This window comes from Pseudonocardia sp. DR1-2, assembly GCF_023717215.1.
Classification (GTDB): Bacteria; Actinomycetota; Actinomycetes; order Mycobacteriales; family Pseudonocardiaceae; genus Pseudonocardia; species Pseudonocardia alni.
This window is the reverse complement of the sequence record NZ_JAMQOF010000001.1, coordinates 135864-160130: the sequence shown is the minus strand read 5'-3', so window position 1 is coordinate 160130 and position 24267 is coordinate 135864. Positions and strand designations below refer to the sequence as shown.

Sequence of the window (24267 nt, the reverse complement as noted above, 5' to 3'; positions counted from 1 at the left end):
TCAGGCCGCGGCGCCCGACTCGCGGGCGGACCGGAGCAGCGAGGTCAGCAGCCGGGCGTGGTCGGCGTCGGCCTGGCTCGGGACGAGGAAGCGGCGGCGCAGGAAGGCGTAGGACAGCTCGTTGCGCGGGTCGGCGAGCGCCTGCTGCCCGCCGGCTCCGCTGTGGCCGAACGACCCGGCCGCGAGCATCGGGTAGACCTCCGAGGAGGCGTGGAACCCGACCGCCCATGCCTTGTGCTGTCGCAGGACCAGGTCGAACCCGGCGGTCTGGATCTGGGCGAACGCGGCGAGCGTGTCCGGGCGGAGCAGCGCGGGGCGGCCGTCGACCGGGACGGTCGCCGCGGCGTAGAGCGTCGCGAGCGCGCGGGCGGTCCCGATCCCGCCGAGCGAGGCCGGCCCGCGGGAGCGGACGACCGGGTGGGCGGGCAGCTCCCACACCTCGCAGCCGTCGGGGTGCCTGCGGTTGAACGCGATCCCGGGGAGACCGTCCGGTGAGCCCGCGCCCGCGGCGAGCTCCCGCAGGCGCTCGGGCGTGGCGATCATGGGCTGGGGAGCGAGGAACCGCAGTTCGGCCTCCGCGGGCAGCCCGAGGTGCAGGTCCAGGCCCAGCGGCCCGGTCAGCAGCTCGCGGACGAGCGCGCCGACCTCGGCCGAGGTGGCGCGGCGGACGACCTCGCCGGTGAGGGCCGACTCGACCAGGGCGTGGTAGCCCGACGACGTGCCGGGACGCCAGAACGGGCGCTGTGCGCCGAGCCGCTCGGCGACCAGGTGGTCGTCGGAGAGCTCGTCGACGGAGAACCCCTCGGGTGTGCCGACCAGACCCGCCTGGTGGGCGAGCAGCTCGCGCAGCAGCAGGTCCTGCTTCCCCCCGGTGGCGAACTCCGGCCAGTAGTGCGCGACCCGCTCGTCCAGGTCCAGGACGTCCTGCTGGACGAGCAGCGCGACCAGGAGGTGGGTCACGCCCTTGGTCGCCGAGTAGATGCCCTGCAGCGAGTCGGGCCCGGTCTCCGGCCCGGCCCACAGGTCCACCACCGGCCGACCCCGGTACCGGGCCGCGACCTGGGCGTCGAGCGGCGCCCCCTCCGCCGCGAGCAGCGCGGCGAACGCGTCCCGGACGGGCTCGAACCCGTCGGCCACCGAGCCCCGGACCGCGTCCGTCGCCGTTCCCGTGATCGTCATACCGCTCCCCGCTCTCCCGTCGACCCGCCGATTAGTAACCATTGGATACTAAATCTGCCCGGGAACCGCGCCAAGCCCCGCCCGCCGTCGCCGGACGAGGGACCGGTCACGTCCTAGAGTCCGGGGCATGACCCGGACGCCGGAGGAGCCCGCCACGAAGCGACCGCCGGGCCGCCCGGCACGGATCAGCCGCGACGCGATCGTCGAGGCGGTCGCCGCCACCGCGAACCTGGACACGATGACCGTGCGCGAGGTGGCCGCGCGGTTGCAGGTCACCCACGGGGCGCTCTACCGCTGGGTGCGCACCCGCGACGAGCTGGTCGACCTGGTCAGCGAGACCCTGGTCGACCGCGTCGTACGCCGGGTCGACGGCGCCGCCGGGGATCCGCCGGCCGCCCCGGAGCTCCTGCGGCGCCTGGGGTGGGCCATGCACGACGAGTTCCTCGCCCTGCCCGGCTACGCCACCCACCTGTCCCGGCCGCACCGCCACCACGGGCCGTCGGTGGAGCGGATCCGGGACACCGTCGTCACGGCGCTCGTCCGCGACGGCGTCGACGAGGCGATGGCCGAGCAGAGCTGGCAGATCTTCGTCACGTGCACGGTCGGCTGGCTGGCCGCCGTCGAGAACGCCCAGCACCCCGGTGCCGGGACCCCGCACTTCGCGGTCTTCCTGGACGTCCTCGTCCGGGGGCTGCCCGCCCGGGACCCCGACGCCGACCGACCGGCGGGGACCGAGCCACCGACACCGGACGCAGGACGACCGTGATCACCGGTTGTGGAGGATGACGCCCGCGTCGCGAACGGATCGCTCCACAACCGGTGATCGTCCGGCGCCGGCCGGGCCGAGGCGGCGCCCTGTCAGGCGGTCGCGCCGCTCACCGCGGAACCGGCCGGAGCCGGCGAGGTGCGCTCGGCGGCCGGCGCCGCGGCCTTCTGCCGGCGACGGGCGCGCAGCTTCGCGAGCAGGCTCCCCTCGGGGCGCTCGGCCAGTGCCGAGGTGAACCGGTCGAGGAAGATCGCCACGATGACGACGGCCAGCCCGCCCTCCACACCGGTCGCGATGTCGAGCTGGGTGACCGCGCTGACCACCGTCGTGCCCAGTCCGTCGGCACCGGCGAGGCCCGCGACGACCACCATGGACAGCGCCAGCATGATCACCTGGTTGACGCCGGCCATGATCGACGGCAGCGCCATCGGCAGCTGCACCTCGCGCAGGATCTGGCGGGGGTGGGCCCCGAAGGCGTGCGCGGCCTCGACGACCTCGCCGTCGACGCCCCGGATGCCCAGCTCGGTGAGCCGGACCGCGGGCGCGATCGAGAACACGATCGTCGCGACGACGCCCGGCACCACGCCGATGCCGAACAGCAGCACCACCGGGATCAGGTAGACGAACGCCGGGACCGTCTGTGCCAGGTCGAGGACCGGGCGCAGCGTCCGGCTCGCCGCGCGGCTGCGGGCGGCCCAGATGCCCAGCGGCACACCGATCGCCACCGCGATCAGCGCCGCGACGAGCACCAGGCCGAAGGTCTCCATCGTCTCGGTCCACAGGTCGAACGAGGACACGAGGAGGAAGCCGACCAGGGTGAACACCGCGAACCCGGCCCCGCGCACGAGCAGCGCGAGCGCCACGAGCAGCACCAGCCAGACCCACCACACCGGGGCGGTGAAGAGCGAGGTCACGGCCTCGACGACCGCGGTGATCGCGACCCCGACGGCGTCGAACACGCCCCCGGCGTTCTGCAGCAGCCAGAGGATGAACGCCTCGACGTAGCTGCCGAACTCGAACCTGGGCATCAGGCGTTCCTCCCGTCGGCGGTGGCCTCGTCGTGGGTCGACAGGGCGGCGAGCACGGCACCCCGCGGGACGACGCCGGTGAGGCGGCCGTCGTCGACCACCGCGAGCGGGACCGGGTTGCGTCCGACCTGGTGCAGCAGGTCGATCAGCGGTCGGTCGGGTTCGGTGGTGCGGTACTCCGCGACCAGGGCGGAGCGGTCGATGCCGGTGGCGCCCCGGCCGGCGGCGTGGCCGAGCCAGTCGTCGCGGACGACGCCGAGGATGCGGTGGTCGTCGTCGACGACGTAGGCGCCGGTCGCCTCGGCCTTCCCGAGCCGCACGAGCACCTCGGACGGGCGCTCGTCCAGGGTCACCGTGATGCGGGCCGTACGGATCACGTCGGCGGCGGTGAGCACCCGGCTGCGGTCGACGTCGGAGACGAACTCGGCGACGTAGTCGTCGGCCGGGGACTCCAGGATCTGCGGTCCGGTGCCGACCTGGACCAGGCGCCCGTCCTTGAGCAGCAGGATGCGGTCACCCAGGAGCATGGCCTCGTTCAGGTCGTGGGTGATGAACACGATCGTCTTCTTCAGGTCCCGCTGCAGACGGACGAGCAGCTGCTGCATGTCGCGCCGGATCAGCGGGTCCAGCGCGGAGTAGGGCTCGTCCATCAGGAGCACGTCGGTGTCGCTGGCGAGCGCCCGGGCGAGCCCGACGCGTTGCTGCATGCCGCCCGAGAGCTGACCGGGCAGCGCGTCGGCACGGTCGCCGAGGCCGACCTGCCCGAGTGCCCACTCCGCCTTCTCCCGGCGGGTGCCGGCGTCGACGCCGCGGATCTGCAGCCCGTACTCGGCGTTCTGCCGCACGGTGCGGTGCGGCAGCAGGGCGAAGTGCTGGAACACCATCGCGATCCGCTCGTTGCGCAGCGTGCGCAGGCCGGCGGCGCCGAGCGAGCCGAGGTCGCGGCCGTCGACGGTGATGGTGCCCGAGGTCGGCTCGATGAGCCGGTTGAGCAGCCGGACCAGCGTCGACTTGCCGGAGCCGGACAGGCCCATGATCACGAACAGCTCGCCGTCGGCGATGTCGAAGGACACGTCGTGCACGGCCAGGGTGGCGCCGGTGCGGCGCTGGATCTCCGGGCGGCCGAGTCCTTCGCCGGCGAGCCGCACGGCCTCGTCGGCGGCCTTGCCGTCGCCGAAGACCTTGGTCAGGTTCCGTACCTCGATCATGCTCCGGCTCCCACCCACTGGCGGACGCGGTCCGGGTGTGCGGCCACGTAGTCCCGCGCCACCACCTCCACGTCCTCGTTGTCCACGTCGACCCGCTGGAGCATCTGCTCGACATCGGCCAGCGGCAGCTCGAACCGGCGCAGCATCGCCGCGAAGCCGGGGCTGGTGCGCGCCAGGTCCGGGCTCGCCGCGGTCCAGGCCGAGTACGCCGGCATGGCGCAGGCGCCGTCGCCGGTGGTGTAGCAGTCCTCCCGGGCCGGGGTCGGCTCCGTCAGCTTGGTCAGCGCGAGCTCCTCGAAGATGTAGTGCGGGCGGTACAGGTAGACCAGGATCGGCTGGCGGCGCTCGTAGGCGCGGCGCAGCTCGGCGATCTGCGCGGCCTCGCTGGAGGTCACCTGCTCCAGGTCCAGCCGGTACCCGGCGAGGCGCTTCGCGTTGTACTCGGTGGTGAGGAAGCTGGGGTCGGAGTCGACGAGCCGGTTGCCGAGGGCGTCGGCGTAGTCGTTGAGCTGGGTGACGCCGGTCAGCCCGGCCAGCGGCCGGCCCGGCTCGACCGCGTAGCTGGGGACGTACCAGCCCTGCTCGGCTCCGGAGTACGTCGGGTGCACCAGCTCGATCCGGTCCTCCGCCTTCGCGGCCAGCTCGGACTGGTTGGGCATCGCGACCTCGGTGAGGGCGTCGACGTCGCCGCGCTGGGCGCCGGCCCAGGCGGTCGCGGGTCCGACCTGGATGGTCTTGAGCCGGCCGACGCCCAGCTCCGGGTGGGCCGCGACGACCTCACCGAGGATCGCGTTGGTCAGCTTCGCCGCGCTCCACGGGAACTGGGCGAGCCGGACGGTCGGGCCGTCGGCGCCGGCGGACGCGCAGCCGGATGCGGCCAGCAGCACCGCGAGCAGGGCGGTGACCAGGCGGACCGACCTGGTCCGGGGTACGGCAACGGGCGGATCGGCCACGGGGGCACGTCCTCTCGGGGGTCGTCGGCTCTCCGCGTCCCGGTCGGCTTCAGGACACGCGGGCAGGCGTCAACGACAGGCGGACGACCACATCCGGCACAGGTCGACGTCCAGACGCGACGTCAGCCGGGGGTCGGGAATCACGCAAACGAGCCTTCACGACCGTTCCGGACGGCGCAACAGCGAGCACTACGATCGTGATGTGCCTGCGACGTCGCTCCTCGAACTGGACGGTCTGCGCCACGAGTACTCCGACACCGGTGACCCCGGCGACGGCCGTGCGCCCCTGCTGTTCCTGCACGAGGGTCTCGGCTCGGTCGGTCTGTGGCGTGGGTTCCCCGAGCGGGTCGCGGCCGCGTCCGGGCGCCGGGCCGTCGCGTACTCCCGGCTCGGGCACGGCCGCTCCGACCCTCCCCGCGGCCCGCGCGGCACCGACTTCATGGCGACCGAGGCGACGACCACCGTCCCCGCCCTGTGCGCCGCGCTCGGCCTGGACCGTCCGGTCCTGGTCGGACACTCCGACGGCGCCACGATCGCGCTGCTCGCGGCCGCGTCGATGCCGGTGGGCGGGGTGGTGGTGCTCGCCCCGCACGTGCTGACCGAGCCGTTCGCCCTCACCGCGATCCGGGCGGCCCGCACCGCGTTCGACGACGGGGACCTCCGCTCCCGGATGGCCCGCCACCACGACGACCCGGACGCCGCGTTCCGCGGGTGGAACGACATGTGGCTGGCCGAGGAGTTCACCGACTGGGACATCCGCGACACCCTGCCCGGGATCACCGCGGCGGTCCTCGCCGTCCAGGGCGACGACGACCCCTACGGCAGCGCCGTGCACGTGCACTCGGTCGCCGAGCGGGCATCGGGCCCGGTGAGCCTCACCGAGCTGCCCTGCGGGCACGAGCCCCACCTGGAGCTGCCCGAGCCGACGCTGTCGGCGGTGACGGCGTTCCTGGGCACCCTGCCCTGACCGACGCGACCATGATCGCGCGTCCGCGCGCGGAACCGCTCCCCGCGCGCGACGTGACGCGCGCGGGGACCGGTTCCGCGCGCGAGGCTGTGGTCATGAGCCGGGGGTGGCGGTCCAGGCGGTCCAGCGGACGGGGGTGAGGGCCAGCACAGGACCCTCGGGGGGCCGGGCGGCGTAGGAGCCGTACTTCCCGGCCAGGGCCGCGACGGCGCGGGAGTGCAGGTCGCCGCCGTCGTGGATCGTGGCACCGGCGTCCAGGCGGACCCACCACAGCTGCGACCAGTCGTCGTCGTAGTGGTCGGCGAGCAGGGCCACCCGCGGGTCGGCCTCGATGTCGCGCAGCCGCGCGAGACGGCGGTGCCGCTTGGGCTTGACGTCGTCGACGGCCGACACCACCAGCCCGTCGACGAGCGCGAAGGTGACCGGCACCAGGCGCGGGGTGCCGTCGGTGGCGCGGATCGTCGCGAGCCGCGCCACCCGCGCACCGGTCAGCAGCGCGCGGGCGGCGGCCTCGTCCAGGGAGGGCACCGGTCTCAGGCCGCCGGGACGTCCACCCGGACGGCGAGCAGCTGCGCCAGGCGGGTGTCCCGGCGCTCGTGCTCGGCGAACCCGGGGGCGGTGCAGAGGAACAGGGTGCGGCCGTCGTCGCCGCCGAGTGCGCAGGCGTAGGTGCCGACCTGGCCGGTCGGGACCTCGCCGTCGACCATCCCGCCGGGGCGGACCCGGATCGCCCGGTTGCCGATGGCGTCGGCGACCCAGATCGCACCCTCCGCGTCGGGGACGGAGATGCCGTCCGGGGCGACGGTGAGCTCGGCGATGGCGTCGAACGGGTCCTCGGCGGCCGACGGCGGACCGAACAGCGCCCAGTCCCGGCGCGGGCCGAGCGTGCCGTCGTCGGCGACCGCGAAGGCGGACATCCGGTTGCCGAAGGTCTCGGCGACGACGAGGTCCCCGCCGGACAGCGTGGGTCCGTTCGCGAAGTGCAGCGGCTCGCTCGCGACCGACACGCTCCCGTCCGGCGCGACGCGCAGCAGCGGCGCGGCGGCCCGCGGGGCACCGTTCATCAGGTCGAAGCCGAAGCTGCCCACCCAGAGGCCGCCGCCGTCGTCGACGACCATGTCGTTCAGGACGTGCTCGGCGTGGCCGGACAGGTCGGCGTGGGTGGCCAGGGTGCCGTCGGTCTCACGGCGCAGGATCCGCCGGTCGCGCATGGACACGATCAGCAGCCTGCCGTCGGGCAGCCAGCCCAGGCCGGAGGGCTGCTGGGGCACCTCGGCCTCGGTGCGCAGGTCCGACCCGTCGGCGCGGGCCGAGAGCACCCGGTGGGTGTAGAAGTCGCTGACCCAGATCCTCCCGTCGTGCCAGCGTGGGCCCTCGAGGAAGGACATGTCCGACAGCACCGTCGACAGCTCCGTCATGGCGATCAGTCTGGCCCCCCGGGAATCGGGGCGCCAGCGCGGTCGTTGACCGTGCAACAACCACCGACCGTGGAGGTCCCGATGCCCGCCGTCTCCGTCGCCGACGTCAGCGCCCTGCCCCGTGTGCCCGTCCCCGGGCCGACCGACCTGGACCGGGGCGTCCGCAGTGTCACCACCGCCCCGCGCGGGTACGAGGGCGAGGGCTTCCCGGTCCGCCGCGCCTTCCAGGGGGTGGACCTGCGCGACCTCGACCCGTTCCTGCACATGGACCAGATGGGCGAGGTCGAGTACGCCCCGGGCGAGCCGAAGGGCACCTCGTGGCACCCGCACCGCGGCTTCGAGACCGTCACCTACATCATCGACGGGACCTTCGAGCACGGTGACAGCCACGGCGGCGGCGGAACGATCACCGACGGCGACACCCAGTGGATGACCGCGGGCTCGGGCCTGCTGCACATCGAGCGCCCGCCGGAGTCGCTGGTGCGCAGCGGCGGGCTGTTCCACGGCCTGCAGCTGTGGGTCAACCTGCCGCGCGCGGACAAGTGGCTGCCGCCGGCGTACCAGGACCTGCGCGGGGGCGAGGTCGCCCTGGCCACCACGCCCGACGGCGGCGCGCTGCTGCGCGTGATCGCCGGCGACGTGGCGGGCGCGTCCGGACCGGGCTCGACCCATACCCCGATGGCCATGGTGCACGCCACCGTCTCCCCCGGCGCACAGCTGCGGCTGCCCTGGCCGCGGCCCTACAACGCGCTGGTCTACGTGCTGAGCGGGTCCGGCACCGTCGGTGCGGACCGACGCCCGGTCCGCACCGGCCAGCTCGCCGTGTTCGGGCCCGGGGACCTGATCACGGTCGAGGGCGGCACGGGGCAGGAGTCCCGTCATCCGGCGCTGGACGTCGTGGTGCTGGGCGGGCAGCCGATCCGCGAGCCCGTCGCGTGGGCGGGCCCGTTCGTGATGAACACCCGCGAGGAGGTGCAGCGGGCGTTCGAGGACTACCAGCGCGGCCGTCTCGGCGTGGTGCCGTCGGACTACGTGCCGCACGGCTCCCTCCCCGGCTCGTTCAACTGACGGGTTGAACACAAGCCCTCCCGGCGCTACGGTGTATTCAACCGCGAAGTTGAACGAGGAGGAGACGTGGAGGACCGGCTGAACCGGGTCTTCGCCGCACTGGCGGACCCGATCCGGCGCGACATGGTGGCCCGGCTGGCGACGGCCGACGCGACCGTGAACGAGCTGGCCGAGCCCTACGCCGTCTCCGTGCAGGCCGTCTCCAAGCACATCCGGGTGCTGGAGGACGCGGGGCTGGTCCGGCGCAGCCGGCAGGCCCAGCGTCGTCCGGTGCACCTCGAGGCGGAGGTCTTCGACCTGATGACGGCCTGGATCGAGCGGTACCGGCGGCAGGTGGAGGAGCGCTACGCGCGCCTCGACGACCTGCTCGCCGACGAGTCCGCACCCACCGAGCACGAGGAGACGGCATGAGCACCACCGGCACCCGCGGCACCGCCATCGAGACCGTGGACGACCTGCCCGCGATCCGCATCACCCGGGAGTTCGACGCACCCCCGGAGCGGGTCTTCGACGCCCATGTCGACGAGGACAAGGTCGTGCGCTGGCTGGGGCCGCGCGGGCTGACGATGACGGTGCACCGCTGGGACGCCGAGACCGGCGGCGGCTACCGCTACACCCACGCCGACGACGGCGGCGAGTACCGCTTCTTCGGCTCGTTCCACGAGGTCCGCGCCCCGGAGCGGATCGTGCAGACCTTCACCTTCGAGGGCTTCGGCGACAGCGTCTGCCTGGAGACGATGACCCTGACCCCGCTGTCCGGCGGGCGGACCCGGCTGGTCGCGGAGTCGCGCTACGACTCGTTCGCCGCCCGCGACGCGATGCTCGCCTCGGGGATGGACGTCGGGGTGAACGAGGGCTACGAGCGGCTCGACGAGCTGCTGGCCTCCCGGTAGGCCGCCGGGGTCAGGCCCGTCGCACGTTTGAACACCTGCCCGAAGTGCGAGGGCCCGCGGAACCCCCACCGCGACCCGATAGCCGCGGCGGGCACGTCGGCCAGTGCGGGGTCGGCCAGGTCGCGCCGGCACATCTCGACCCGCCGCGCGCGGATCCAGGCCGCGGCGCTCGTGCCGGTCCCCGCGAACAGGTTGTGCAGGTGGCGCGCGGAGACGAAGTGCGCGGCGGCGATCCCGGCGGGGGCGAGGTCCGGGTCGCCGAGGTGCGCCTCGACGTGGGCCTTGATCCGGTCCAGCAGGTCGCAGTGCGGGGCGGGCTCGGCGCCGGCCGTGCTCCGCAGCAGCACCCCGACCAGGTCCACGGCGTGCCGCACCGCGACGGCGGCGTGCGGGCCCATCGCGAGCCGGTGCGCGTCGAGATGGCGCAGGGTGTCGCACACGTAGCCGGCCAGGCCGGGTTCCGCGTCGAAGGCGGTGCCCGCCACCCCGGTGAACGGCTCGCCGCGGGGCTCGACGCGGTCGCGCGGGAACCGCACGCACAGCGCGCGGAACGCGGCGTCCGCGGTGGGGGTGCCCGGGCGGGCCGGGTCCAGCAGCGCCCACCGCCCGGGGACCAGCGGCTCGCCGTCGCCGAGCAGCGCACTGCCCGCGAGCGCCACGACCAGGACCAGCCGGTCGCCACCGGGGGCGGGCAGGTCGCCGGTGACGGTGGTGAAGGAGACGTCGTCGGGCCCGTCGGGTCCGGGGACGGAGCCGGGCCCGGAGTCGGTGGGACGGTCGGCGACGGTCGTCATCGGCGGCTCCTGGTCGTGCTGGTGGCCGCACCCAGCCTAGTCACGCAGTCGCCGCCCGCCGGGCCGGTGCGGGCGTGCACGCGGACGACAGCGGTCTGCGCCCGTCGGCGATGTGCCGCGGCCGCGGCGTTCCTAACGTCTGCGCACGTGGCTCATGTCGAAGGCTCGCACCATGTGACCCTGTCCGTCGCCGGCGCCCAGGAGGACGTCGACTTCCACACGAAGATCCTCGGCATGCGCTTCATCAAGCGCACCGTCCTGTTCGACGGCTCGCTGCCGATCTACCACCTCTACTACTCCAACGCCGACGGCGACCCCTCCAGCGTCGTCACCACGTTCCCGTGGGCGCAGGCGGGCCAGTTCGGCACCCGTGGCACCAACCAGGCCCGCGAGGTCCTGCTGTCGGTGCCGGAGGGCTCGCTGGACTTCTGGGCGCAGCGGCTGCGCGCCCACGACGTCGAGGTCACCGACGTCGAGCGGTTCGACCAGCGGCGGCTCGCGTTCGCCCACCCGTCGGGCATCGAGTACCAGTTCGTCGCGAACGCCGCCGACCCGCGCCGCGGCTACGAGGGCAACGGCGTGTCGGCCGAGCACGCGATCCACGGCATCCACGGCGTCGGGGTGCACATGACCACCCCGGACCGGATGGTCGAGTTCGCCGACACCTCGTTCTTCGCCCAGGGCGCCCCCGCCGAGGACGGCGACGTGTTCGGCCTGCGGATCGGCGACGCGAAGGTCGGCAACCACCTGGAGATCACCGTCAACCGGCACGACGACCAGGGCACCTGGCGCTACGGCGCGGGCACCTACCACCACTTCGCGTGGAACGTGTCGGACCTGGCGAACCAGGACGCGGTGAAGTTCGACATCGAGGGCGCCGGCTACACCGACATCTCCGAGCTCAAGGACCGCAAGTACTTCAAGAGCGTCTACGTCCGGACGCCGAGCGGGGCGCTGTTCGAGCTGGCCGTCACCCACGACGAGGGCGGCTGGACCTGCGACGAGTCCCCGCAGGAGCTCGGCACCCGGTTCCAGCTGCCCGAGCAGTTCGAGCACCGGCGCGAGGAGATCTTCGCCAAGCTGGAACCGATCGAGGGCTGATGGCCACCTGGGGGGATCCGGACGCGCCGCTGGTCGTGCTCGCCCTGCACGGGCGGGGCCGCGACCCCGACGACATGCGGGCCACCGCGGCCCGGTTCGGGGACGTGCCCGCCCGGTTCGTCGCCCCGCCGGCGCCGGGCGGCAGCTGGTACCCGAAGCCGTTCCTGGAGCCGTTCGACGAGAACCGCGACGCGCTGCTGCGCGCCCTGGGCATCGTCGACGACGAGCTGGCCCGGCTCGCCGACGCCGGTGTCGGCCGGGACCGGGTGGTGCTGTGGGGGTTCTCCCAGGGCGCCTGCCTGGCCGCGCACCACCTGCTGGTGCGCGACCCGCGCCCGTGCGCGGGGCTGGTGCTGTTCACCGGCGGGTTCGTCGGTCCGGACCCGGTCCCGGCGCCGCCGGCCGGGGCGCTGGCCCCGACCCCGGCGGTGCTGCGGTCGATCTCGCACGACCCCTGGGTGCCCGCGCACCGGGTCTCCGACACCGCGTCGCTGCTGGTCGCCGGCGGTGCGCGGGTCGACCTGCGGATCGACGACGGCGACGAGCACGTGATCACCGACGAGGCGTGCGCGGCCGCGGCCGGGCTCCTCCACGCGGTCGCTGTCGGGGGTCGCCTCTAGCGTGGGGGTGTGTTCGTCGTCCACGCCCTGCACTCCCCCACCCGGGGAGTCCTGCTGTGGGCGGAGGACGGCGAGCGCGCACCCCGCACCGACCGCCGGTCGCTGCGCACGGCGCGGCCGCACCCGTTCGCCGTGCCGTCGGACGAGCTGGCCGCGATCCATCCGGGCAAGCCGGCGTCGGTGACGGTGCTGCTGCCCTCGCACCCGTCGGGCCCGCAGGACTCCCCCGGCCTGGTCCGGTCCCGGCCACGCACCCGGAGCCGGAGCACGCCGAGGCTGGCGCCGTGGACGGTGCCGGCGGTCGTCGTCGACCCCTCCGAGCTGACCGACCCGTCCGACGAGGTCCGCTACGGCGCCGGGTTCGCCCACCTCGCCGATCTCGCCCGGCTCGCCGAGGAGCTCGCGGCCCGCGGCCGGGTGCTGCCGGTCCTGCTCACCGAGTCCGGCCGGCCCGCGGCGCGCTGGCGCCCGGTCGTCCAGGGTCTCGACGCGGTCGCCCGCGCCGACCTGGTCCGGCGACTGCCCCCGGTCGCGCGGGCCGAGCAGCGCCGCCCGGGCGACGTCGCCGGGCAGGACCCGGACACCCTGGTCGACGCCGCGCTCGCCCGGTTCACCGACGCCGCCGTCCGCGAGCGGCTGGGGCGCAGCGCCGCGATGCCCGTCCCGCTGCCCGCCCGCGCGGACGCCCCGGCGGCGCTGCTGCACGCCTTGACCGGCCCGTCGGCGGACCTGCCCGCGACCGGTGCGGGGCTGCGGGTGCTGCGCGAGGCACTGGCCGCGTGGGACGACGTCGGCCGCGAGCAGCCCGGCGCCGCCACCGCGCTGTTCCGGCTCGCCGAGGTCTCCACGCTGCACGACCCGGCCGACCCCGGCCCGGACCTCGACGACCAGACCGGCGACGGCACCCGGTGGGAGCTCCAGTTCGCGCTGCGCTCCACCGAGGACCCGAGCCTGGTGTTCGACGCGGCCGGGGTGTGGGCCGGGGAGGCCGACGCCCTGGTCTCCGGCGCGCAGGACGTGCTGCTGGCCGAGCTGGGGCGGGCCGCGCAGGTCCTGCCCGGGCTCGTGCCCGCACTGCGCCGGGCCCGCCCGACCGGGCTCGAGCTCGACGTCACCGGGGCGCACCGGTTCCTCACCCGGGACGCGCCCGCGCTGCTGTCGGCCGGGTTCGGGGTGGCGCTCCCGCGCGGGTGGGACGGGCGCCGCCCGCTGGGGCTGCGACTCTCGACGTCGTCGGCCCCGGCGCCGGGGGTGATCACCCGCGGCGGGCTGGGCCGTGACGAGCTGGCGGAGTTCCGCTGGTCGCTCGCCGTCGGCGACGAGGAGCTGGGCGAGTCCGAGATCGCCGCGCTGGTGGCGGCGAAGGCGCCGCTGGTCCGGCTGCGCGGGCGCTGGGTCGCCGTCGACGCCCAGGCACTGGCCCAGGGGCTGGACTTCCTGCGTCGCCACCGGGACCGGCCGCCCACCGTCGGCGAGGTGCTGGCCGCGGCCCGTGGCGACGCGGGCGCCCCGCTCCCGGTGACCGACGTGTCCGCCCGCGGGCACCTCGGGGCGCTGCTGGAGGGCACCGCCGAGCGGACGCTCACACCGGTGCCGGCGCCGCCGGGGTTCACCGCGACGCTGCGCCCCTACCAGGAGCGCGGGGTGGCGTGGCTGGCGTTCCTGTCGTCGCTGGGCCTGGGGGCGTGCCTGGCCGACGACATGGGGCTGGGCAAGACCGTCCAGCTGCTGGCCCTGGAGGCCCACGACCGGTCCGGCGGGCCGACCGGCGCCCCGACCCTGATCGTGTGCCCGATGTCGATGGTCGGCACCTGGCAGCGGGAGGCCGCGACGTTCGCACCCGGCCTGCGGGTGCACGCCCACCACGGGGCCGCCCGCCCGCGCGGCGAGGCCCTGCACGCCCGGCTCGGCGAGGCCGACCTCGTCGTCACCACGTACGCGACCGCGACCCGCGACGCCGAGGACCTGCGGGCGTGGCGGTTCCACCGCCTCGTCCTCGACGAGGCCCAGATGATCAAGAACGCGCACGCGGCGGCGTCGCGCACGATGCGGTCGTTCGACGCCGGCCACCGGGTCGCACTGACCGGCACCCCGATGGAGAACCGGCTGGCCGAGCTGTGGTCGGTGATGGACTTCCTCAACCCCGGCGTCCTCGGGGTGCCGGAGGTGTTCCGGCAGCGGTTCGCGGTGCCGATCGAGCGCCACCGCGACGCCGGGACGGCCCGCACCCTGCGCCGGATCACCCGGCCCTACCTGCTGCGGCGGGTCAAGACCGACCCCACGGTGATCGACGACCTTCCCGAGAAGATCGAGATCGTGGCCGACCACCGGCTCACCCGGGAGCAGGCGTCGCTGTACCGGACCGTCGTCGACGACATGATGGAGAAGATCGAGGGCAGCGACGGCATCGAGCGCCGCGGCAACGTGCTGGCCGCGATGAGCAAGCTCAAGCAGGTCTGCAACCACCCCGCGCAGCTGCTGCACGACGGGTCGCCAATCCACCGCAGCGGCGGGCGGCACCGCTCGGGCAAGGTCGCCCGGCTGGAGGAGATCCTGGAGCCGGTGCTGGCCGCCGGGGACCGGGCGCTGCTGTTCACCCAGTACACCGAGTTCGCCGCGATGCTGCGCCCGCACCTGTCGGCACGGTTCGACACCGAGGTGCTCTACCTGCACGGCGGCACCCCGAAGAAGCGGCGCGACGAGATGGTCGCCCGGTTCCAGTCCGGGGAGGGACCGTCGCTGTTCCTGCTCTCGCTGCGCGCGGGCGGCACCGGGCTCACGCTCACCGCGGCGAACCACGTGATCCACCTGGACCGGTGGTGGAACCCGGCGGTGGAGGACCAGGCCACCGACCGGGCGTTCCGGATCGGGCAGCGGCGCGCGGTGCAGGTGCGCCGGTTCGTGTGCCCGGGGACGGTCGAGGAGCGGATCGAGGACCTGGTCACGGCGAAGCGGTCGCTGTCGGACATGGTGGTGACCGGCGGGGAGGACTGGCTGACGTCGCTGTCGACCTCCGAGCTGCGTGCGGTGTTCGCGCTCGGCTCGGACGCGGTGGCCGACCTCGACGAGGAGACGGGGGACGCCGATGAGTGACCGGCCGTTCTGGGCGCAGGAGGACTTCACCGGTGGGCCGCCGCGCCGCGTCGAGGGCGGGATCCGGATCCACGCGGCGGCGGGCGCGGTCGCCCGGACCTGGTGGTCAGCGCGGTTCCTGGCGGTGCTCGAGCAGCTCGGCGTCGGCGGGCGGCTCTCGCGTGGCCGCAGCTACGCCCGGTCGGGGCAGATCGTGTCCCTCGACGTCGACGCGGGCGCCGTGGTCGCGCTGGTGCAGGGCACCCGGCCGCAGCCGTACCGGGTCCGGATCGGGCTGCGGGTCTGGGACAAGACGCAGTGGCGGCGCGTGGAGCAGGCCCTGGCCGCCGACGCCTGGTACACGGCGGCCCTGCTGTCGGGGACCGTGCCCCCGGAGATCGAGGAGCTGCTCGATGGCCTGGAGCTGTCGTTGTTCCCGGCCGCGGGCGCCGACCTGTCGCAGGACTGCTCGTGCCCGGACCACACGGTGCCGTGCAAGCACCTGGCCGCGGTGTTCTACGTGCTCGCCGAGCGCTGCGACACCGATCCGTTCACCCTGCTCACGCTGCGCGGACGCGACCGGGACGCGCTGCTGGAGCGGTTGCGGGCCGAGCGTGACAGCGGCGACGGCCCGTCCGCACCGGCCGGGCCGGCGCCGCTCGCGGACCTGCTGGACGGCTTCTGGGAGGGCGCGGCGGGGTCCGCTCCCCCGCGGCCGCCGGACACCGAGCCGGGCGCGGTGCTGGACCAGGTGCCCGAGCCGTCGCTGCGGGCGGGCGGCGAGCGGCTGACCGACGCGTTGCGGCCGGTGTACGAGGCGCTGGCCCACCCGGACGCGTGAGGAACCGGGTGGCCCCGACTTGTGTCGGGTAGACGCGACTTGTGTCGGGTAGACTTGTCGTATGGGCAGGCTCTCCGCCGACGTGCGATCCGACGTCGCCTCCGCGCGACGCCGGGCGGGCCTGACCCAGCGACGCCTGGGCGAACTGGTCGGCGTAAGCCGCCAGACCGTGGTCGAGATCGAGGCCGGCGGATACAACCCGTCGACCGCGGTCGCGCTGCGACTGGCGGTGGTGCTCGACACCCCGGTGGAGCAGCTGTTCGCGCTGCCCACCGCGGAGGCCGACGGGATCCGTGCCCGACGTGACGCACCGCAGACGGGAGGCCGGGATGCGTAGTCCGTGGACGGCCCTGCGCACGTCGCAGGAGCAGATCAGGAACGAGACCGACGAGCGCGCGGAGCTGTTGCAGCTGCGACGGCGCTGCCTGGAGCTGCAGGCGGTGGTGGTCGCCGGGGGACTCGGCATGGTCACCCTGCTGGGCCGCCCGCTCGGACTGCGGGACGCATCCGGGGCGACCTGGTCCGGTGCCGTGCTCGTACTGGTGGTGGCCCTGTTCGCCGTGTGGCTGGTCGCGCGGGCGATCGGCCGACGGCGGTACGGGACGCACGTGACGCCCGAGCGGGATCGCGCGGAGACCCTTCGCGCACTGCTGCTGCTGCCACTGTTCGTGGTCGTCGCCGGGGCCGCCCACTGGTGGGTGGGTGGCGGCCTCGCCGACACGGGGTTCTATGTCGTAGTGCTCGCCATCGCCATGGGTGCAGGACTGGGACTGCGTCTGTGGTTGATCCGGAAGCCCGCCCCAGGCGAAGACCGAGCCGGAGAAATGTGAGGGCCCGGTCGCCGTGGTCGAGCGACCGGGCCCTCGTCCCGAACTGACGCGCCGCTCCCACCACGAAGCGACACGTGAAACTTAGCCAAGGCTTACCTATGTTGTCAACAGCCTCCACCGGATTCCCCGGCAGCGTTCCCGAACGACCGGCGGGCCGGCCGTGCCGTGGCGCGCGAGCAGACCCGAGCCGACGCTCGTGACCCCGCCGTACCCGCCGGGGGCGCCGCGACACCGGGGACATGGACACCGAGGCGCAGCACCGGCGACACGGCACCCGCACGGACCCCGGAACGCGGGACGGCCCGGCCGCTGTGGTCGATGCGGCCGGGCCGTGTTTCCCGAACTGACGCGCCGCTCCCACCACGAAGCGACGCACTGAAGTTAGCCTAGGCTTACCTCAGCCGTCAAGAGCGGCACGGGAATCCGGGAGGACTCAGCCGACGACGGGCCGGCCGCGGGCCGGGTCGAGGCGGCCGGTGGCCCCGGCGCGCCGCTCGAACCAGATCGTCGTCAGCGGCGGGATGCTGGCGAGCAGACCGATCACGGTGGTGCGCAGGTCCCACCGGAACAGCCGCGCGGTCCACAGCGTGACCAGCACGTAGGCGACGAACAGCGCCCCGTGGATCGGCCCCATGACCTGCACCCCGACCTCGGTGGTGGCCAGCACCCACTTGAAGAACATGCCGATCAGCAGGCCGGTCCAGGACAGCGCCTCGGCGACCGCCACGACCCGGAAGGCCTTGGCGACGAGGGACGGGTCGTTCATGACGGGTGCTTCCTCCAGGCGGGCGGGACGTCGGAGTCCACTCTGCCGTATCCGCCGCACCACCTTCTACCGGGTGTCGAAAGACACGCGGTGCGATGAGTTGCCGCGCCGTGGCCGGTCGGAGCATGCACGGCCCCGCGACCGTGGCGCCGACCCGACCGGAGGTGGCATCCGTGCTCGATCTCGCCCCGACCGCCCGCGCCGTCGCCGACGTCGTCGCCGGTGTCCGCGACGACCAGCTCCACGACCCGACCCCCTGCGACGACATGACCGTCGCCGCCCTGCTCGACCACCTGCACGGTCTGGCGTGGGCGTTCCGGGTCGCGGCGCAGAAGTCCCCCGAGGCCGCGGGTACCGCGCCGAGCGCCGACGCCGCGCACCTCGTCGCGGACTGGCGCACCGCGGTCCCGGCCCGGCTCGGCGCGCTGGCTCAGGCCTGGCGCGAGCCGGCCGCCTGGGAGGGGTTCACCGCGGTGGGCGGGATGGACCTGCCCGCCGACGTCGCCGGGGTCATCGCCCTCGACGAGCTGGTCCTGCACGGCTGGGACCTCGCCGTCGCGACCGGGCGCCCGTTCGTCCCTGACGACGACGCCGTCGCCGCCGTCCTGGAGTTCACCACCGCGATGTCCGCGCCCGGAGAGGAGGCGTCCCGGGAGGGCCTGTTCGGGCCGGTCGTCCCCGTCGCGCAGGACGCACCGGCGTTCCACCGGGCGCTCGGCAACAGCGGTCGCGACCCGCGCCGGGGCCGCTGACGCGGGGTAGCGTCGACCGCCGTGGTGACGTCCCCGCACGGCAAGGTCCGCATCGGCGTCGGCTCGGTGGGGCTGCGCGCCACCGACCCCGGCTCGGAGTTCGACGAGTTCGTCGACGCCCTCGAACACGCGCGCATCGACTCGCTGTGGCTGCCCGACCTCGTCTCCGCCCCCGGCGTCGACGCGCTGGTCGGCACCACCTGGGCGGCCGCCCGGACCCGGACGCTCAAGGTCGGCACCGGCGTCACGATCCTGCCCGGGCGCAACCCGATGCTGCTCGCGGCCGAGCTCGCGTCACTGGCGGTGCTGGCGCCGAAGCGGATCCTGCCCGCGTTCGGCATCCGCGCGGCGACGCCGTCGGAGCGCCAGCTGTTCCCCGTCCCCGGTACCCGGGCCGCGGTGTTCGAGGAGTCCCTCGTGGTGCTGCGGCGGCTGCTGTCCGAGGAGTCGGTGACCCACCACGGCGAGTTCTTCACCCTCGACGACGCGACCGTCGCGCCGCGCCCGGCCCGCCCGCTCGACCTGTGGCTGGGCGGTCGCGCGGAGGTCGGGCTGCGCCGGGTCGGCCGGCTCGCCGACGGCTGGCTGGGCAGCTTCCTCACCCCCGACGAGTCCGCCCGTGCCCGCACCGTCATCGAGGCCGCCGCCCGCGACGCCGGCCGGGCGATCGACGACGACCACTACGGCACCAACGTCACCGTCGTGCTGCCCGGCGACGGGTCCGGCGCCGCCGCCGACCACGCGCTGCACCGGGCCGCCCAGCAGCGGCCCGACGCGGACCCGGAGCAGCTGGTCGCCCGCGGCTGGGACGGCGCCGCCGAGCAGATCCGCCGCCACGTCGAGGGCGGGCTGACCAAGTTCGTGGTGCGCCCCGCCGCTCCGGCGCGGGACTGGGCCCGGTTCCTCGACGAGTTCGTCGCCGAGCTGGGGCCGCTGGAGTCGGGCTGAACGTTCCCGGACGAGTGACCGATCACCTACGGTGAGTGAGTGGTCGACTCCCCGCACGGCACGGTCCGCATCGGTCTCGGCCTCGTCGGGGCCCGCGACCTGCCCACTTTCGCCGACGAGTTCGAGGAGCTGCTCCACGCCCTCGACGCCTCCGCGGTCGACTCGCTGTGGCTGGCCGACATCGCGTCGAAGTCGGTGGTCGACCCGATGGTCGGCAGCACCTGGACCGCGGCGCGCACCCGCACCCTGAAGGTCGGCACCGGCGTCACGGTGCTGCCCGGGCGCAACCCGATGCTGCTCGCCTCCGAGCTCGCGTCGCTGGCCGTGCTCGCGCCCCGGCGGATCCTGCCGGTGTTCGGGCTGCAGGCCGCGCAGCCCTGCGACCGGCAGCTGCACCCCGTCCCGGGCCGGCGGGGCGCGGTGTTCGAGGAGTCGCTGGTCGTGCTGCGCCGGCTGCTCACCGAGGACTCCGTGACCCACCACGGCGAGTTCTTCACCCTCGACGACGCCGCCGTCCTCCCCCGCCCGGCCGCCCCGCTCGACCTGTGGCTGGGCGGACGCGCCGACGCCGGGCTCCGGCGCGCCGGGCGGCTCGCCGACGGCTGGCTCGCCAGCTTCCTCACCCCCGCCGAGACCGCCCGGGCCCGCGGGATCATCGAGACCGCCGCCCGCGACGCCGGCCGCACGATCGACGACGACCACTACGGCACCAACCTGTGGGTCGCCCCGCCCGGCGCGGACCCCGGGCCCGCCCGCGCGCTGGCCGGGGCCCAACGCCCGGATGCGGACTGGCGCGACATCGTCGGCGACGGCTGGGACGGCGTCGCCGAGCTGGTCCGGCGGCACGCCGACGGCGGCCTCACCAAGTTCGTGGTGCGCCCGACCGGGCCGGTGGCGGACTGGCCGGGGTTCCTCGACCGGTTCACCACCGAGCTCGGGCCGCTCCAGTCCGGCTGAGCGGCGGGGTGCGGCGCCGGGTCAGCGCGTCGTCCAGATCCCCCCGTCGACCGGCAGCACCGCGCCGGTCACGTAGGACCCGGCGGCCCCGGCCAGGAACAGCGTCGCCCCGACGACGTCCGACGGCTTCCCCAGGCGTCCGAGCGGGGTGGAGTCGGCGATCTCGTCGCCCGCCGCCTCCAGCGTGGCGCGCATCATCCGCGACGGGAACGGCCCCGGCGCGATCGCGTTCACGGTGATCCCGCGGCCGGCGAGGTCGCGGGCCAGCACCCGGGTCAGCTGGTGCACCCCGGCCTTGCTGGCCGAGTAGCTGTAGTTCGGCAGCTCGGGGACGCGCAGCCCGTCGATGCTACCGATGTTGATCACCCGGGCCGGGTCCTCGGCCGACCCGGCGGCCTCCAGCAGCGGCAGGAACGCCCGGGTCAGGAAGAACGGCGCCTTCAGGTTGAGGTCGAGCACCTTGTCCCAGGCGTGCGCCGGGAACTCCTCCAGCGGCGCACCCCAGGTCGCGCCCGCGTTGTTGACGAGCAGGTGCACCCGCTCCTCGCGCTCCCCGACCTCGGCGGCCAGCCGGACGCACTCGTCCTCCGACGACAGGTCCGCGGCGATGCCGGTGCCGCCGATCTCCGCGGCGGTGTCGGCGCAGGCGTCGGCCTTGCGGCTGGACACGTAGACCCGCGCCCCGGCCTCGGCGAGACCGCCCGCGATCATGCGGCCGATGCCGCTGGTGCCGCCGGTGACCACGGCCACCCTGCCGCGGACGTCGAACAGTTCGGTGATCATGACGCACGCTAACCGGAGAGCTGGCACCCTCGCAGCCATGACCCGTTCCCGCGACCGCGACGACCGGGGCCGTGCCCGCAACGCCCGCCCCCGCGACGCCGCCGGGCGCCCGCTCCCGCACGGCGCACCCGGCGTCGAGCGGGTGCCCGAGGACCTGGTGCTCTCCCCCGCCGACGCCGTCACCGAGGCCCAGCGTCTGCTCGACTCGGGCCTGCCCTTCAACGCCCACGAGATCCTCGAGGGTGCCTGGAAGGACGCGGGCGACGACACCCGCGACCTGTGGCGGGCGCTGGCGCAGCTCGCGGTCGGGCTGACCCACGCCCAGCGCGGGAACGCCCGCGGCGCCGTCGCGCTGCTGCGCCGCGGCGCGGAGGGCGTCCGGCTGTGGCGGGTGCTCGACGTCGCCGTCCCGGCCGGGCTGGACCTCGACGGGCTGGTCGGGCACGCGGACGCCCTCGCGGACGACGTCGACCGGGACGGTCCCCGCGCCGTCACGGCGGCGCGGCTCGCCCCGCGGCTGCGGGGGACCCGGGCGCCGGGGAGCCCGGGAGCCTGACACGGCGCGGCCGCGCGCCGGGGAGCCACCCACCGGGAGCCACCGCCGGGGAGTCCGACGCCACCCCACGACGTCCGTGACTCCGGCCCCTCCCCCGGGCCACCATGGGGCCGTGCCCCACCACCCCGTGTCCCGCCCCGCACACTGACGGTGGCCGCCCGTCCCACCTCCCGGTCCTGGCCCCGCGCGCTGCTGCGTGAGGCCCGGTCGCTGCCCACTCTGGCGCTGCTTGGGCTGATCGCCGTCGTCGGCGTCCCGCTGGTGATCCTGCTGACGCCGGAGAACCACGTCGAGGTGTTCGGCCAGGACGTCGGCGTGGGCGCCCGGGTGCCGCCCCTGACGCTGTCGGGGCCCGCGCAGATCGCCCAGCTCGGCAACGCCGAGTTCGACCTCACGACCGTGCAGGTGTGGGGTCCGATCCGGCCGCGGCTGTCGATCGGGCCGTTGAAGCGGCCCGCCGACAACGGCCCGGTGCTGGGCCCGCACACGGTCGACGGCGCGGGCGACGCGGTCCGCGACCTCGGTGAGGGGTTCGTGACCTGGTACCTGTGGGGCGCCGCGGGCATGGTGCTGGTCGCGCTGCTGGGCAGCGGGCTGACGGCGACCGCACGGCTGCTGCTGGCGCTGCGCCGGACCCGCACCCGCCGGTACCGGCCGGTGCACTGGGACGACCTGGCCGGGCCGATCGGGCGGATGACCGTCGTCGCGGTGACCGCCTCGGTGCTGCTGTGGGCGGGCGCCGGGGTCGCCGCGCTGCACGGCACCCTCACCGGTCTGGGGCGGGTCACCTCGCTGACCGACCTGGTCGGGGCGGCGACGGTCACCCCGTCGCCGGTCGGGCCCGCGGTCACCGGGGTCGCGGGCGCGGTGATCGGGGACTCCCGCGCGGCCCGGATCGGCGGCCCGCCGCTGCGCCACGACGACGGCACCGTCACCCCCGAGGACCGCGCCTGCGGGCGCAGCACCGACTCCACCGCCGCCGAGCTGGCCCGGCTACGCGGCGAGGACGTCCTGAACCTGGCCTGCGCCGGGGCGGGCGTCGCGACCGGGCTGCGCGGGCCGCAGCTGCGCGAGGGCGTCACCGTCGACCCCCAGGTCGGGCGGCTCAAGCAGGTCCGGAACCTGCAGTGGGTGGTCGTCGCGGTCGGCCCGAACGACCTGGCCTGGTCGGACTTCCTGCTGTACTGCTACGGCCTCGCCACCTGCGACGACCGGCTCTCCGACGGCGAGTTCGAGTCCCGCCTCGCCGGGTTCGCCCGCGACGTCGGCGCCCTGTTCACCGACCTCGACACGCTGCCGGGGCGCCCGCGGGTGGTGGTCACCCTGTCCTACGACCCGTTCCCGGCCCGGTTCGACCCGACCTGCGCGGACATGCGCGGCCCGGCCGGCACCCCGGGTCTGGACCAGGCCAAGCTCGACCTGCTCGCCGAGCGGAACCGCCGGCTCAACGACGTGCTGGCCGACGGCGCCGCCCGCTTCGGGTTCGGCACCGCCGCGCCCGCCCTGGCACCGCTGTGCGACCCGGACCGCGACCGGATGCCGCCGGACGTCATGGGGCTCGCCACCCCCGACCCGTTCCACCCGACGGCGGTCGGCTCGCTGCGGATCGCGGCGTCGGCGGCGACGGCCCTGGCCGGCCCGCGCCCCGCCGGGACGCCGTGACCCCCCGCCGGGCCGCTCAGGCGTCGGCGTCGCGCAGCACCCGCAGCGCGTTGCGGTGGGCCAGCTTCGCCAGGTCCTCCGCGCTCCATCCGCGGTCGGCGAGTGCGTCGAGCAGCCGCGGGTAGGTGGACACGTCGGAGAGCTCGTCGGGCAGGTCGGTGGTGCCGTCGTAGTCCCCGCCGATGCCGACGTGGTCGATGCCCGCGGCCTCGCGCAGGTGCTCGACGTGCGCCACGACGTCGGCGAGGGTGGCGCGCGGCTGCACGGGCCCGTCCCAGGCCTCGACGAACCGGTTGCGGGCGGCGAGGTCGCGGTGGTCGGCCCCGGCGTCGGCCATCGCCTCCCGGACCCGCTGGTCCCACTCGGTCACGGCGGCGGAGACGAAGCGCGGCACGAACGTCGCCATGACCACGCCGCCGTTGCCGGGCAGGGCCTCCAGCACGTCGGCGGGCACGTTGCGCGGGTGGTCGGTGACGGCGCGCGCACCGGAGTGGGTGAACAGCACCGGCCGGGTGGTGACGGCGAGGGCCTGGTGCATCGTCGCCGGTGCGACGTGCGAGAGGTCGACGATCATGCCGATGCGGTTCATCTCGGCGACGACCCCGCGGCCGAACTCCGACAGCCCGTCGTGGCGGGGCGTGTCGGTGGCCGAGTCGGCCCAGTTGTTGTTCAGGTTGTGGGTCAGCGTCAGGTAGCGGACCCCGAGCCCGCGCAGGACCCGCAGCACGGCGAGGGAGTCGGCGATGCAGTGCCCGCCCTCCGCCCCCATCAGGGAGGCGACCCGCCCCGAGCCGACGACGGCGTCGACGTCGTCGGCGGTGTCGGCGAACGCCAGGGCGTCCGGGTGGGCGACGAGCAGCCGCCGCACCCGGTCCACCTGGTCGAGCACCGCGGTGACGGCCTCGTCGTGGCCCAGCTCGCCGGGTACGTAGACCGACCAGAACTGGGCGCCGACCCCGCCGGCCCGCAGCCGCGGGAGGTCGGTGTGCAGCCGCGGGTCCCCGGCGGCGACGTCCGGCTCGCGCGCCGGGTCGCCGCCGGAGAGCTCGCGCAGCGCCCAGGGCAGGTCGTTGTGTCCGTCGAGTACGTAGACCATGCCCCGGAG

General features: G+C 75.0%; 26 protein-coding genes. 16 read left to right on the top strand and 10 right to left on the bottom strand.

Translation table 11 applies throughout. The annotated features are described in order from the left end of the window. On the bottom strand, window positions 1–1179 hold the full coding sequence (locus ND486_RS00725) for a serine hydrolase domain-containing protein (RefSeq protein WP_251782320.1): 1179 nt from the start codon (window positions 1177–1179) through the stop codon (window positions 1–3). A gap of 127 nt (window positions 1180–1306) precedes the next feature. Here ND486_RS00725 and ND486_RS00720 point away from each other — a divergent pair, with 127 nt between their 5' ends. Beyond that, entirely contained in the window at window positions 1307–1945 is a 639-nt protein-coding gene (locus ND486_RS00720; RefSeq protein ID WP_251782319.1) for a TetR/AcrR family transcriptional regulator, read from the top strand. Window positions 1946–2037: 92 nt separating this feature from the next. Here the strand turns inward: ND486_RS00720 and ND486_RS00715 are convergent, their stop codons facing one another. Genes ND486_RS00715 through ND486_RS00705 form a run of 3 tightly spaced genes read right to left on the bottom strand, consistent with a single transcriptional unit; the run spans window position 2038 to window position 5134 of the window. Continuing rightward, the gene (locus ND486_RS00715) at window positions 2038–2973 is read right to left on the bottom strand and encodes a proline/glycine betaine ABC transporter permease (protein WP_251782318.1); all 936 of its coding nucleotides are present in this window, start codon (window positions 2971–2973) and stop codon (window positions 2038–2040) included. Further along, window positions 2973–4181, bottom strand: a complete 1209-nt coding sequence (locus ND486_RS00710; protein ID WP_251782317.1) for a glycine betaine/L-proline ABC transporter ATP-binding protein — start codon at window positions 4179–4181, stop codon at window positions 2973–2975. Before ND486_RS00710 ends, ND486_RS00715 begins: the two co-directional genes overlap by 1 nt. After that, the gene (locus ND486_RS00705) at window positions 4178–5134 is read right to left on the bottom strand and encodes a glycine betaine ABC transporter substrate-binding protein (protein WP_251782316.1); all 957 of its coding nucleotides are present in this window, start codon (window positions 5132–5134) and stop codon (window positions 4178–4180) included. Before ND486_RS00705 ends, ND486_RS00710 begins: the two co-directional genes overlap by 4 nt. Before the next feature lie 202 nt (window positions 5135–5336). Here ND486_RS00705 and ND486_RS00700 point away from each other — a divergent pair, with 202 nt between their 5' ends. Next, complete coding sequence (locus ND486_RS00700) at window positions 5337–6101, top strand: alpha/beta fold hydrolase (protein ID WP_251782315.1); 765 nt, start codon at window positions 5337–5339, stop codon at window positions 6099–6101. Window positions 6102–6194: 93 nt separating this feature from the next. Here the strand turns inward: ND486_RS00700 and ND486_RS00695 are convergent, their stop codons facing one another. Then, complete coding sequence (locus ND486_RS00695; protein ID WP_251782314.1) at window positions 6195–6629, bottom strand: TIGR03668 family PPOX class F420-dependent oxidoreductase; 435 nt, start codon at window positions 6627–6629, stop codon at window positions 6195–6197. Between the two features lie 5 nt (window positions 6630–6634). After that, window positions 6635–7519: an SMP-30/gluconolactonase/LRE family protein gene (locus ND486_RS00690; protein WP_251782313.1), complete on the bottom strand. Its 885-nt coding sequence runs from the start codon at window positions 7517–7519 to the stop codon at window positions 6635–6637. An 81-nt stretch (window positions 7520–7600) separates the two neighbouring features. Between ND486_RS00690 and ND486_RS00685 the strand changes: the two genes are divergently transcribed. From ND486_RS00685 to ND486_RS00675, 3 genes are all read left to right on the top strand, one after another. Next, a complete protein-coding gene (locus tag ND486_RS00685; protein ID WP_208819182.1) occupies window positions 7601–8587 on the top strand; it encodes a pirin family protein in 987 nt (328 codons plus the stop codon). 66 nt (window positions 8588–8653) lie between these two features. Beyond that, window positions 8654–8998 (top strand): metalloregulator ArsR/SmtB family transcription factor, encoded by a 345-nt coding sequence (locus ND486_RS00680; protein WP_308215782.1) that lies wholly within the window; start codon window positions 8654–8656, stop codon window positions 8996–8998. Next, a complete protein-coding gene (locus ND486_RS00675) occupies window positions 8995–9480 on the top strand; it encodes an SRPBCC family protein (protein WP_251782312.1) in 486 nt (161 codons plus the stop codon). The genes ND486_RS00680 and ND486_RS00675 overlap by 4 nt, the downstream gene beginning before the upstream one ends. Here ND486_RS00675 and ND486_RS00670 read toward each other — a convergent pair. Continuing rightward, a complete protein-coding gene (locus tag ND486_RS00670) occupies window positions 9444–10274 on the bottom strand; it encodes a helix-turn-helix domain-containing protein (RefSeq protein ID WP_251782311.1) in 831 nt (276 codons plus the stop codon). The genes ND486_RS00675 and ND486_RS00670 overlap by 37 nt on opposite strands. Before the next feature lie 174 nt (window positions 10275–10448). Between ND486_RS00670 and ND486_RS00665 the strand changes: the two genes are divergently transcribed. The 6 genes from ND486_RS00665 (at window position 10449) to ND486_RS00640 (ending at window position 16738) form a co-directional block, all read left to right on the top strand. Beyond that, the gene (locus tag ND486_RS00665) at window positions 10449–11375 is read left to right on the top strand and encodes a VOC family protein (RefSeq protein WP_238590031.1); all 927 of its coding nucleotides are present in this window, start codon (window positions 10449–10451) and stop codon (window positions 11373–11375) included. Continuing rightward, a complete protein-coding gene (locus ND486_RS00660) occupies window positions 11375–11995 on the top strand; it encodes an alpha/beta hydrolase (protein WP_251782310.1) in 621 nt (206 codons plus the stop codon). The genes ND486_RS00665 and ND486_RS00660 overlap by 1 nt, the downstream gene beginning before the upstream one ends. A gap of 9 nt (window positions 11996–12004) precedes the next feature. Further along, the gene (locus ND486_RS00655) at window positions 12005–15088 is read left to right on the top strand and encodes a DEAD/DEAH box helicase (protein ID WP_251782309.1); all 3084 of its coding nucleotides are present in this window, start codon (window positions 12005–12007) and stop codon (window positions 15086–15088) included. Further along, a complete protein-coding gene (locus ND486_RS00650) occupies window positions 15081–15908 on the top strand; it encodes an SWIM zinc finger family protein (RefSeq protein ID WP_251782308.1) in 828 nt (275 codons plus the stop codon). Before ND486_RS00655 ends, ND486_RS00650 begins: the two co-directional genes overlap by 8 nt. 61 nt (window positions 15909–15969) lie before the next feature. After that, window positions 15970–16245 (top strand): helix-turn-helix transcriptional regulator, encoded by a 276-nt coding sequence (locus tag ND486_RS00645; RefSeq protein WP_251782307.1) that lies wholly within the window; start codon window positions 15970–15972, stop codon window positions 16243–16245. Next, window positions 16202–16738 (top strand): hypothetical protein, encoded by a 537-nt coding sequence (locus ND486_RS00640; protein WP_251782306.1) that lies wholly within the window; start codon window positions 16202–16204, stop codon window positions 16736–16738. The genes ND486_RS00645 and ND486_RS00640 overlap by 44 nt, the downstream gene beginning before the upstream one ends. A gap of 433 nt (window positions 16739–17171) precedes the next feature. On the opposite strand, the gene ND486_RS00635 is transcribed toward ND486_RS00640, so the two are convergent. Continuing rightward, window positions 17172–17504: a DUF3817 domain-containing protein gene (locus ND486_RS00635; RefSeq protein ID WP_251782305.1), complete on the bottom strand. Its 333-nt coding sequence runs from the start codon at window positions 17502–17504 to the stop codon at window positions 17172–17174. 173 nt (window positions 17505–17677) lie between these two features. On the opposite strand from ND486_RS00635, the gene ND486_RS00630 reads away from it, so the two are divergent. Genes ND486_RS00630 through ND486_RS00620 form a run of 3 tightly spaced genes read left to right on the top strand, consistent with a single transcriptional unit; the run spans window position 17678 to window position 20161 of the window. Then, the gene (locus ND486_RS00630) at window positions 17678–18256 is read left to right on the top strand and encodes a TIGR03086 family metal-binding protein (RefSeq protein WP_308215781.1); all 579 of its coding nucleotides are present in this window, start codon (window positions 17678–17680) and stop codon (window positions 18254–18256) included. Between the two features lie 21 nt (window positions 18257–18277). Continuing rightward, the gene (locus ND486_RS00625; protein ID WP_251782303.1) at window positions 18278–19204 is read left to right on the top strand and encodes a TIGR03854 family LLM class F420-dependent oxidoreductase; all 927 of its coding nucleotides are present in this window, start codon (window positions 18278–18280) and stop codon (window positions 19202–19204) included. Between the two features lie 39 nt (window positions 19205–19243). Beyond that, the gene (locus tag ND486_RS00620; protein ID WP_251782302.1) at window positions 19244–20161 is read left to right on the top strand and encodes a TIGR03854 family LLM class F420-dependent oxidoreductase; all 918 of its coding nucleotides are present in this window, start codon (window positions 19244–19246) and stop codon (window positions 20159–20161) included. A gap of 21 nt (window positions 20162–20182) precedes the next feature. Here ND486_RS00620 and ND486_RS00615 read toward each other — a convergent pair whose 3' ends face one another. Next, window positions 20183–20944 (bottom strand): SDR family oxidoreductase, encoded by a 762-nt coding sequence (locus ND486_RS00615; RefSeq protein WP_255655311.1) that lies wholly within the window; start codon window positions 20942–20944, stop codon window positions 20183–20185. Between the two features lie 37 nt (window positions 20945–20981). Between ND486_RS00615 and ND486_RS00610 the strand changes: the two genes are divergently transcribed. Together ND486_RS00610 and ND486_RS29485 are read left to right on the top strand one after the other, a co-directional pair. After that, window positions 20982–21500, top strand: a complete 519-nt coding sequence (locus ND486_RS00610) for a DUF309 domain-containing protein (protein WP_251782301.1) — start codon at window positions 20982–20984, stop codon at window positions 21498–21500. A 150-nt stretch (window positions 21501–21650) separates the two neighbouring features. Beyond that, entirely contained in the window at window positions 21651–23162 is a 1512-nt protein-coding gene (locus ND486_RS29485) for a GDSL-type esterase/lipase family protein (RefSeq protein WP_251782300.1), read from the top strand. 16 nt (window positions 23163–23178) lie between these two features. Here ND486_RS29485 and ND486_RS00600 read toward each other — a convergent pair whose 3' ends face one another. Beyond that, window positions 23179–24258, bottom strand: coding sequence for a dipeptidase (locus tag ND486_RS00600; protein WP_251782299.1), 1080 nt, complete (start codon window positions 24256–24258; stop codon window positions 23179–23181). Window positions 24259–24267 lie beyond the last annotated feature (9 nt).

Bases quoted from the DNA above. Each gene is read 5' to 3' on its own strand.
- ND486_RS00725 (WP_251782320.1), bottom strand. From the start codon at position 1,179: ATGACGATCACGGGAACGGCGACGGACGCGGTCCGGGGCTCGGTGGCC.
- ND486_RS00720 (WP_251782319.1), top strand. From the start codon at position 1,307: ATGACCCGGACGCCGGAGGAGCCCGCCACGAAGCGACCGCCGGGCCGC.
- ND486_RS00715 (WP_251782318.1), bottom strand. From the start codon at position 2,973: ATGCCCAGGTTCGAGTTCGGCAGCTACGTCGAGGCGTTCATCCTCTGG.
- ND486_RS00710 (WP_251782317.1), bottom strand. From the start codon at position 4,181: ATGATCGAGGTACGGAACCTGACCAAGGTCTTCGGCGACGGCAAGGCC.
- ND486_RS00690 (WP_251782313.1), bottom strand. From the start codon at position 7,519: ATGACGGAGCTGTCGACGGTGCTGTCGGACATGTCCTTCCTCGAGGGC.
- ND486_RS00685 (WP_208819182.1), top strand. From the start codon at position 7,601: ATGCCCGCCGTCTCCGTCGCCGACGTCAGCGCCCTGCCCCGTGTGCCC.
- ND486_RS00675 (WP_251782312.1), top strand. From the start codon at position 8,995: ATGAGCACCACCGGCACCCGCGGCACCGCCATCGAGACCGTGGACGAC.
- ND486_RS00670 (WP_251782311.1), bottom strand. From the start codon at position 10,274: ATGACGACCGTCGCCGACCGTCCCACCGACTCCGGGCCCGGCTCCGTC.
- ND486_RS00660 (WP_251782310.1), top strand. From the start codon at position 11,375: ATGGCCACCTGGGGGGATCCGGACGCGCCGCTGGTCGTGCTCGCCCTG.
- ND486_RS00650 (WP_251782308.1), top strand. From the start codon at position 15,081: ATGAGTGACCGGCCGTTCTGGGCGCAGGAGGACTTCACCGGTGGGCCG.
- ND486_RS00645 (WP_251782307.1), top strand. From the start codon at position 15,970: ATGGGCAGGCTCTCCGCCGACGTGCGATCCGACGTCGCCTCCGCGCGA.
- ND486_RS00635 (WP_251782305.1), bottom strand. From the start codon at position 17,504: ATGAACGACCCGTCCCTCGTCGCCAAGGCCTTCCGGGTCGTGGCGGTC.
- ND486_RS00615 (WP_255655311.1), bottom strand. From the start codon at position 20,944: ATGATCACCGAACTGTTCGACGTCCGCGGCAGGGTGGCCGTGGTCACC.
- ND486_RS00610 (WP_251782301.1), top strand. From the start codon at position 20,982: ATGACCCGTTCCCGCGACCGCGACGACCGGGGCCGTGCCCGCAACGCC.
- ND486_RS00600 (WP_251782299.1), bottom strand. From the start codon at position 24,258: ATGGTCTACGTACTCGACGGACACAACGACCTGCCCTGGGCGCTGCGC.